This is a genomic window from Streptomyces lavendulae subsp. lavendulae (assembly GCF_002803845.1).
Classification (GTDB): Bacteria; Actinomycetota; Actinomycetes; order Streptomycetales; family Streptomycetaceae; genus Streptomyces; species Streptomyces lavendulae.
The window spans coordinates 93,563-102,168 of record NZ_CP024986.1; the positions used below are offsets into that span (position 1 = coordinate 93,563).

An 8,606-nucleotide genomic window follows, 5' to 3' on the forward strand; every position below is an offset into this window, starting at 1 on the left:
ATGCTTTCCGAATATTGGCTTTCGGATCGAAGGGATCACAGGAATACCTTTCCCCGGTCCGCAAGAGAATTCCCAGAGAGCCCGAGGTGAGCACGGCGATGCGTTCCCTGACGACAGCGCGCGGGATCTGCGAGCAATTCCACGCAGGTCTTCTCGACGCACTCGAAGACCTGCCGCTCGGCACCCGGGAGGGCGAGGACAGCCCGGTCCTGGAGCTGTACCGCAAGCACGGCGGCCCCGGGCTGCTGGTCCCGGCCGCGTACGGCGGCGCGGCGGCCGGCCCGCTGGAGGCGGTCCGGGTGCAGCGGGCGCTCGCCGCCGCCTCGCCCTCCCTGGGCGTGGCCACGGTGATGCACCACTTCACCGTCGCGATGCTGTTCCGGCTGGCGGAGGCCACCGGCCGGCTCACCCCGGCCCAGCTGGATCTTTTGTCGTCGGTGGCCCCGGACGGGCTGCTGCTGGCCTCCGGCTGGGCCGAGGGGCGCACCGACCAGAACATCCTGGCCCCCTCGGTGGTCGCGGAGCGGATCCCCGGGGGCGGCTACCGGGTCAACGGCTCGAAGAAGCCGTGCAGCCTCTCCGGTTCGATGGACGTGCTGACGGCCAGCGTCCAGGTGACGCATGACGACGGACGGTCCGGGCTGGCCCTGATGCTGATCCCGGCCTCCTCCCCCGGCATCACGACCCGCCCGTTCTGGGCCACCCCGGTGCTCGCCGCCTCGCAGAGCCACGAGGTGCGGCTGACCGACGTGGTGGTGCCCGAGGAACTGGTCATCCACAGCACCCCCGAGGACGCCGACCGGCTCGACGACCTCCAGACCGCCGGGTTCACCTGGTTCGAGCTGCTGGCCACCTCCTCCTACGTGGGCGCCGCGTCCGCGCTGGTCGCGCAGGTGCTGGCCGGGAAGCGCGGGACGCCCGCGGAGCGCGCGCAGCTGGCGGTCCGGCTGGACGCGGCGGTCTCCCTGGTGGAGGGCGCGGCCCGCTCCCTGGAGGACGGCACCGAGGGCGACGAGGCGGTGGCCGCGGTGCTCACCGCGCGCTACGCGACGCAGGACCTGCTCGCCCAGACCGTCGACCAGGCCGTGGAGATGCTCGGCGGCATGGCCTACATCCGCTCCGGCGACGTGGCCTACCTGGCCTCCGCCGTCCGCGCCCTGGCCTTCCACCCGCCGTCGCGCGCGAGCGTCGCCGCGGAACTGGCCGAGTACTTCGCCGGCGGCCCGCTGCGGCTGTCCTGACCCGCGCCACCGGTACACCGCCGCCCTGTCGGAAGGACACCCCTGATGGACATCAAGAACCCGGTCGAGTCACCGGTCACCTTCAACCTGCACCGCGCCGAGTACCTGGTCGCCTTCGCCGTGACGATCGGTTTCATCCTGTGGCACTTCACGGACATCAACTGGTTCGCGGCGATCGGCCTGTTCCTCTACATCGACCTGCTCGGCTACATCCCCGGCGCCATCGCCTACCGGCGCAGCGCCGACGGGCGGATCCCCAAGGCCTACTACGTCCTCTACAACACGATGCACAGCCTGCTCAGCGTGGCCGCCGTGGGCCTGCTGTGGATGTGGCTGATCGGCCCCGAATGGGCGCTGCTGGCCCTGCCGTTCCACGTCTTCGGTGACCGGGGCGTCTTCGGCAACTTCCTCAAGCCCTTCGGCCTGCCCTTCGAGCCCGAGACCACCCCGCTGGTCGACCAGGTGACGGCCATGCTCAAGCGGCGCGGCGCCACCGACGGCCCGGTCCCGCTGCCCTACGAGGAGCACCCGGCGACCCGTGCCGCCACCGGCTCCGCCCCGGCCGTCGGGGTGACCCGGTGAGCCGCTACCCGGCCTGGCTCACCGACCGGTCGGCCGCCGCCCCCGCCGAGGGGTACGAGGACCCCGAGGCGGCCCGCCTGGCGCTGCGCCGGCTCGCGTCCGGCGTGACCGTGCTGACGGTCAGCCGCGACGGCGTCCGGCACGGGACCACCGCCAGCGCCGTGGTCACCCTCTCCCGGGACCCGCTGGTGCTGGGCGCCTGCCTGCGGCCGACCTCCACCTTCGCCTCCATGGTCCGCCGGGCGGGCCGGTTCTCGGTGAACGTGCTCGGCTCGGCGCAGGACGACGTGGCCCGCCGCTTCGCCAACCCCGGACGGCCCCTCGGCGACGCCCAGTTCGAGGGCTTCGACTGGACCACCGACCCGCTCACCGGCGCCCCGCTGCTGGGCGGCAGCCTCGCCCACATGGCCTGCCGGGTGCTGGGCTGGCACCAGGTCGGCGACCACGACATGCTCCTCGCCGAGGTCACGGGCGGCAGCCACACCGTCGACTCCCCGATGCTCAGCTTCGCCGGCCGGATGCACAGCGCGTGCGTCACACCGGCCGCCTCCGTGTCCGTACCCGCTTCCCCCAGTGAGGTTGTGTCATGACCAGCGTTCCGCAGATCCCCGTCGAGGCCGACTGGGACCGCGCGCCCAACCTGCTCGACGGGGCGCAGGAGATGACCCTGACCGCCGACGAGTGCGACCTGGGGTACTGGCTGTCGGCCGTCGCCCAGGGCACCCTGCGCGGGCGGGCCGAGGCCGGCCACGACGCCGGGACCCCCGCCCACATGCGCGAGGACGGGCCGCTGCGCCAGGCCCTCGTCCTGGAGCTGGGCAACCGCTCGCTGGCCGAGACCCGCGCGGTCGAGGTGCTCTCGCACTACGTGATCGGCGCGCCCGGCGTCGTCGAGCAGGAGTTCTTCGCCACCCAGGTGATCGACGAGGCCCGGCACGCGATGATCTTCCGCAAGCACCTCACCGACCTGGGCGTGCCGCAGGCCGGGCTGCTGGACTTCATCAAGGAGCAGGGCGCCGACTACACGAAGCGGGTGCTGAACCCGATCGCCGAGTTCGCCACCTCCGTGGTGCGCGACGAGGGCGACTTCATCGGCGCCGTCGCGGTGTTCACCATCGTCATCGAGGGCGTGCTGGCCCCCGCCGCCGAGCTGAGCGAACGCAAGTGGACCCTGCTGGACCCGGCCGCCGCCGAGATCGCGCGCGGGGCCTCCATCGACGAGATCCGCCACCTCACGGTCGGCAGCTCCATCGTCCGCGAGCACCTGGCCCGCAACCCCTCGTACCGGCCGCGGCTGATCGAACTGATCCGCCGCGGGCGGCGGCTGTGGGACGAGCTTCCGTCGGAGGAGTTCGTGCTGGAGCGCGAGGAGCTCTTCCAGCAGGGCATGTTCGCGCACGCGGAACTCCTCGACGGCTACGAGGTGTTCCCCGGCTGCAAGCTGCTGGAGACCACCCCCAAGCAGCGCTACGACCTCGCCGAGCAGTGGACCGACGACATGGCCGAGGTACGGCTGCCGTACATGGGCATCCCCGAGGCCGTCGACATCATCCGCAACCACCCGAGGTGATCCGGTGACCTCGACGATCCCCGCGAGAGGCACCCGCGAGGCCGACGCCGCGCCGGCGCTGCGCCGGACCCTGACCACCCCCCGGATCGTGTTCCTCGTGGTCGCCGCCGCGGCCCCGATGTCCGGGGTGGTGGGCTCGGTCCCCCTCGCCTACGCGATCGGCAACGGGGCGGGGGTGCCCGCCACCTTCGCCCTGGCCGGGCTGATCCTGCTGTGCTTCTCCGTCGGCTACGCGGCGATGAGCCGGCACGTGGTCGGCGCGGGCGGCTTCTACACGTACATCGGTCAGGGTCTGGGCCGGCCGCTCGCCGTCGCCGGCGGGCTGACGGCCGTCGTCGCCTACACGGCGGCGGTCGCGGGCGTCGCCGGGGCCTTCGGGTACTTCGCCGAACTGGTCTCCACCGCCCACCACCTGCCGCTCCCCTGGCCGGTGTGGACGGGCGCGGCGCTCGCGCTGACGGCGGTCATGGGCTACCGGCGGATCGACCTCAGCGCCCGGCTGCTGGCGGTGCTGATGGTCGCCGAGGTGGCCGTGCTGGGACTGCTCGCGCTGGCCATCGGGGTGCGGCACGGTGCGGACACCCTGCCCGCGGCCTCCTTCCGCCCCGACACCGTCTTCTCCCCGGGCCTCGGGGTGGCGCTGATGTTCGCCCTGATCTCCTACGTGGGCTTCGAGGCGGCGGCGCTCTACGGCGAGGAGAGCCGCGACCCCCGGCGCAGCGTGCCCGTGGCCACCTACACCTCCGTCGTCCTCATCACCGTCTTCTTCGCGGTGATCAGCTGGGCGGCGGTCGGGGCGGTCGGCGCCGACCGGGTCACGGACCGGGCCGGGCGGGAACTGGGCGACCTGTTCTTCCACCTCTCCGACGACTACCTCGGCACCTTCGCCACGGGCGTGATGCAGGTGCTGCTCTGCACCAGCCTCTTCGGTGCCCTGCTCGGCCTGCACACCGCCGCGAACCGCTACCTGTTCGTCCTGGGCCGCGAGCGGGTCCTGCCGGCCTCCCTGGCCCGGATCCACCCGCGGCACGCGTCCCCGTACCGGGCGAGCGTGGTGCTGTCGGTGGCCACGGCCGTGGTCTGCGCCCTGTTCGCGCTCGCCGGGGCGCACCCGTACACGAACCTGGCCACCACCATGCTGGCGCTCGGCACGGTCGGGATCGTCGGCCTGCAGGCGGCCGTGGCGGTGGCGGTACTGGTCTTCTTCCGCCGGCACCCCGACGCCCACTGGTGGCGCACCCGGCTGGCCCCGGCCCTGGCCCTCCTCGGGCTGGTGGGCGCGCTGGTGCTGCTGCTGGACAACTTCCCCCTGGTCACCGGCACCACCTCCGCCTGGGTCAACCGGATCCCCTGGCTGATGGTCGGGGCCGCGCTCGGCGGGCTCGGCTACGCCGGATGGCTGCGGGCCCGAGCGCCGCAGCGCTACCGCGCCCTGGCCACCGCCGCGCACGACACCGCCGACATCCCCTAACCGAGGAGCCGTCATGCACGACCCGCACCGCCTGCTCCAGGACGAGGCCCACACCGCCCTGGCCCGACGCGGACACCACCTGGACCGGGCCGCCCTGAGCGACCTGACCGAACGGCGCGCCCGGCTCATCTCCGAACGGGACAAGCTGCGGGCCGAGCAGAACCGCTCCGCGCGCAGCGGCGTCCGCCCCGACGAGGCCGCCCGGGCCCGGATCCAGGAGGCCAAGGAACGCCTGCGGTCGGTGTCGGAGGAGCTCCGGGAGGCGGAGGAGGAGCTCGGCGCGCTGCTGCTGGCCGTGCCCAACCTGCCGCACGCGGACGTCCCCGACGGGACCGAGCAGGATCCGCCGGTGGTGCGCCGGGTCTGGGGCGAGGTGCCGGGCTTCGGGTTCACGCCGCGCGACCACGTGGACATCGGCACCCGCCTCGGGATCCTGGACCAGGTGCGGGCGGCAAGGCTGTCGGGCTCGCGCTTCGCGGTGACCCGGGGCGCGGGGGCCCGGCTGGAGCGGGCACTGGCCGCGTTCCTGCTGGACCTGCACACCACCGAGCACGGGTACACCGAGCACGGGGTGCCGCACCTGGTGACCCGGGAGACGATGACCGGCACCGGGCAGCTCCCGAAGTTCGAGGACGACCTGTTCCTGACGACCGCCGCCGACCGGGACCTGCTGCTGATCCCGACGGCGGAGGTGCCGCTGGTCAACCTGTACCGCGGGGAGACCCTCCAGGACGGCGGACTGCCGCTGGCGCTGACCGCGTTCACCCCCTGCTACCGGGCGGAGGCCGGCTCGTACGGGCGCGACACCCGGGGGCTGGTGCGGCTGCACCAGTTCGAGAAGGTGGAGCTGGTGCGGATCTGCCGGCCCGAGCGGGCCGGCGCGGAGCTGGAGCTGCTGACCGGGCACGCGGAGACGGCCCTGCAGCGGCTGGGGCTGGCCCACCGGGTGGTGGAACTGCGCGCCGGGGACCTCGGGTTCGCCGCCCGGCGCACGTACGACATCGAGGTGTGGCTGCCGGGCCAGGGCACGTACCGGGAGATCTCCTCCTGCTCCGACTGCGGGGACTTCCAGGGCCGCCGGGCCGGCATCAAGGTCCAGGGCCGGGACGGCCGCAAGGAGTTCGCCGCGACCCTCAACGGTTCGGCACTGCCGGTCGGCCGTACCCTCGTCGCGATCCTGGAGCAGTACCAGCGCGCGGACGGCTCAGTGACCGTGCCGCCCGCGCTGGTCCCGTACACGGGCTTCTCGGCGATCGCCGCGGACGGCACCCCGGTGGTCAGCCCTTCGTGAGTCCGGCCAGGGCCCGCGCCCGTTCCCGTACGGGGTCACGGGCGCGGTCCGGCCACGGCAGGACCGTGACCGGTGGGAGTTCCCGTGAGACGAAGGCCGTCATGGCCCAGGGGGTGTCCTGCTGGGTGGGCTGGAGCGCGGTGTGGCCGTGCCAGGGCAGGGTGCCGTGGCCGGTGATGCCGCGCAGGGAGACGGCGCCATCGGGGCCGAAGGCCAGGTCGACCTCGCGGGCGCCGTCGGTCAGGCCCCGGCCGGTGGCCTTCACGGCGGCCTCCAGCAGGGTCCAGGCGTGGAAGAAGGTCTCGGGGCTCACGCCCGCCGGAACGCCCGGGTAGACGAAGGTGAGCACGTCGAGGCTGGTGGTGGACGGGCGGACCAGCTCCACGTCCACCCCGATCGGCCCGGTCTCGGTGGCGCCGAGCAGCAGCAGCCCGTCGGAACGGGACCAGCTGACGTGGGTGCCGGGCTGGTCGGGCAGGTAGGGCTTGCCGGCCGGGTCGTAGTGGATGCGCAGGTCCCGCGCGGCGAGGCCCAGGCGGTCGGCGAGCAGGCGGCGGACGGTGAGCCGGGCGCGGAAGAAGCGGTGGGCGGCCCTCGCGTGGACGAATTCGGCGCCGCGCCGCAGTTCCTCCTCGGTGAGGCCCTCGGGATAGTGCGCGCTGATGTCGGTGGGGACGACCTGGTCGAGGTCGACCAGCCATGCGTCCATCATGCTCCTTTCTCGGACACAGGCCTTTCGTGGCCGCGTCCCGGCGCGGGACGCGGCCCCTGGGGGCGCCTACAGGCCGAACACCCGCGTGCGGGAGCGCGCGGGGTCGCCGGGCCGGACGTGCAGCAGCCCGGCGGCCGGGAACATGACGGCCGCGGCGACCGTGCGTTCGGCGCGGATGTCACCCCGGTCCGGGACGCGCACGGGCGGGCGGGACAGCAGCGCGAAGTGGTCCTCCGCCGAGGCGTCGGCGGGCAGGGCGGCCAGGCCCTCGTGGGCGGCGCGGAGCCGGCGCAGCGAGGAGTTGCGGGCGAAGACGTTCAGTTCGTCGGCCGGGGCGAAGTCCGGGTGGAGGAAGTGGTTGGTGTGGGCCAGGTCCCCGGGGGCGGCCTCGGTGACGCGCAGGTCGCCGTCGAGGTGTTCGACGTACAGGGCCCGTTCGGCGTCGCAGAGCATCAGGGAGCGGGAGCTGGCCAGGGGCAGGTCGGCGAGGATCTTCAGGGCCTGGTCGGTGTTCCCGGCGGTGTCCAGGAGGTGGCGGATGGCCAGGTACGGGGGTACTCCGGGGCGCCAGGTGCCGCCGAGGACCAGGTTCAGGCCGACGGCGAGGCCGTCGCTGTTGAGGCCGAGGTAGCCGAGGAGCCCGGCGAAGCTGAGGACCAGGGAGCGCCGGCCGGTGCCGGCGCGGGCGGTCTCCAGGACGCTGATGTGGGTGTCGAGGTCGCCGCTGAGGTCGACGGTCTGGGCGAGGACCGGCGGGCCGGCCGGGCCGGTGCGGGCGTAGGTGGTGCAGTCGCCGCCGGAGCGGACCTTGGAGTAGCCCATGGCCTCGCGGCGGATCTGGAGCAGCCAGGCCTCGTCCGCGCTGATCCGGGCCCCGTCGGCGAGGCCGGCCACCTCCTCGGCGAGGTCGGGCAGGGCCGCCTCGACCACGGCCCGGTGGGCGGCGATGAGGGGCCGCAGGCCGGCCATGGTCGGGGGGCGGTCGGTGAGGTGGGCCAGGCGGGCGAGCCCGTCGTCGAGGAAGGCCCGCAGCGGCCCGGCGAGGGCCGCGCCGTGGGCGCGGCCCATCTCGTACGGGGTGCCCGCCGCCCGTATGCGGGTGATGCCGGGGCGGGCGGTCCCACCGGTCCCGCTCATGCCGGTACGGCCTTCTTCGGGCCGCGCGCGAGGAGCGCCCGGACGGCGGGCCATTCGGCGCGCAGCACGCTGTAGAAGACGGCGTCGCGGCGGCGGCCCCCGGGCATGTAGTTGAAGCTGCGCAGGACCCCTTCCTCGGTGGCGCCGATGTTGGCGAGGCCGCGGCGGGCCTGGACGTTGAGGACGTCGGTCTTGAACTCTGCGCGTTCGGCGCCGAGGACCTCGAAGGCGTGCTCCAGGAGCAGGGCCTTGGCCCAGTGGTTGACGCCCCGGCCGCGGAAGTCGCGGCCGAGCCAGGACCAGCCGACCTCCAGGCGGCGGTCGGCCTCGGCCAGGTTGCCGAAGCTCATGCTGCCCGCGATGCGGCCGCTGTCCTTGTCGGTGATGGTGTAGACGAAGCGGCGGCCGGCGGCGTGGTCGGAGAGGTTGGTGTCGAAGAAGGCCTCGAAGTCGGCGTCGGTGTCGACGGCGGCGACGAAGTAGCGCCAGATGTCGGGGTCCATGGCGACGGCCCGGACGCCCTCGCGGTCGGCCTCGGTGATCGGGGTGAGCCGGACCCGGTCGTTCTCCAGGACGGCGGCGGCGTACTCGCTCCAGCTCAT

At 73.8% G+C, this 8,606-nt stretch carries 9 protein-coding genes; 6 read left to right on the forward strand and 3 right to left on the reverse strand.

Going from position 1 to position 8,606, the window contains the following annotated elements; translation table 11 throughout:
- The first annotated feature begins 98 nt into the window (after positions 1-98).
- Genes SLAV_RS39925 through serS form a run of 6 tightly spaced genes read left to right on the forward strand, consistent with a single transcriptional unit; the run spans position 99 to position 6,155 of the window.
- Entirely contained in the window at positions 99-1,241 is a 1,143-nt protein-coding gene (locus SLAV_RS39925; RefSeq protein WP_030237824.1) for an acyl-CoA dehydrogenase family protein, read from the forward strand.
- A gap of 45 nt (positions 1,242-1,286) precedes the next feature.
- On the forward strand, positions 1,287-1,823 hold the full coding sequence (locus SLAV_RS39930) for a hypothetical protein (protein ID WP_030237826.1): 537 nt from the start codon (positions 1,287-1,289) through the stop codon (positions 1,821-1,823).
- The gene (locus SLAV_RS39935; protein WP_030237828.1) at positions 1,820-2,413 is read left to right on the forward strand and encodes a flavin reductase family protein; all 594 of its coding nucleotides are present in this window, start codon (positions 1,820-1,822) and stop codon (positions 2,411-2,413) included. The genes SLAV_RS39930 and SLAV_RS39935 overlap by 4 nt, the downstream gene beginning before the upstream one ends.
- Positions 2,410-3,393 carry a ferritin family protein gene (locus tag SLAV_RS39940; RefSeq protein WP_030237831.1) on the forward strand — a complete coding sequence of 328 codons (984 nt, stop codon included), beginning with the start codon at positions 2,410-2,412 and terminating at the stop codon, positions 3,391-3,393. Before SLAV_RS39935 ends, SLAV_RS39940 begins: the two co-directional genes overlap by 4 nt.
- Before the next feature lie 4 nt (positions 3,394-3,397).
- Positions 3,398-4,864, forward strand: a complete 1,467-nt coding sequence (locus tag SLAV_RS39945; RefSeq protein WP_030237832.1) for an APC family permease — start codon at positions 3,398-3,400, stop codon at positions 4,862-4,864.
- A gap of 13 nt (positions 4,865-4,877) precedes the next feature.
- Positions 4,878-6,155, forward strand: coding sequence for a serine--tRNA ligase (gene serS, locus SLAV_RS39950; RefSeq protein WP_030237834.1), 1,278 nt, complete (start codon positions 4,878-4,880; stop codon positions 6,153-6,155).
- Here the strand turns inward: serS and SLAV_RS39955 are convergent.
- The 3 genes from SLAV_RS39955 to SLAV_RS39965 all read right to left on the reverse strand — a co-directional run bounded on the left by SLAV_RS39955 (position 6,142) and on the right by SLAV_RS39965 (position 8,606).
- Positions 6,142-6,867, reverse strand: coding sequence for a 4'-phosphopantetheinyl transferase family protein (locus SLAV_RS39955; RefSeq protein WP_106979784.1), 726 nt, complete (start codon positions 6,865-6,867; stop codon positions 6,142-6,144). The genes serS and SLAV_RS39955 overlap by 14 nt on opposite strands.
- Positions 6,868-6,933: 66 nt before the next feature.
- Entirely contained in the window at positions 6,934-8,004 is a 1,071-nt protein-coding gene (locus tag SLAV_RS39960; protein WP_030237838.1) for a C45 family autoproteolytic acyltransferase/hydrolase, read from the reverse strand.
- Entirely contained in the window at positions 8,001-8,606 is a 606-nt protein-coding gene (locus tag SLAV_RS39965) for a GNAT family N-acetyltransferase (RefSeq protein ID WP_030237841.1), read from the reverse strand. The genes SLAV_RS39960 and SLAV_RS39965 overlap by 4 nt, the downstream gene beginning before the upstream one ends.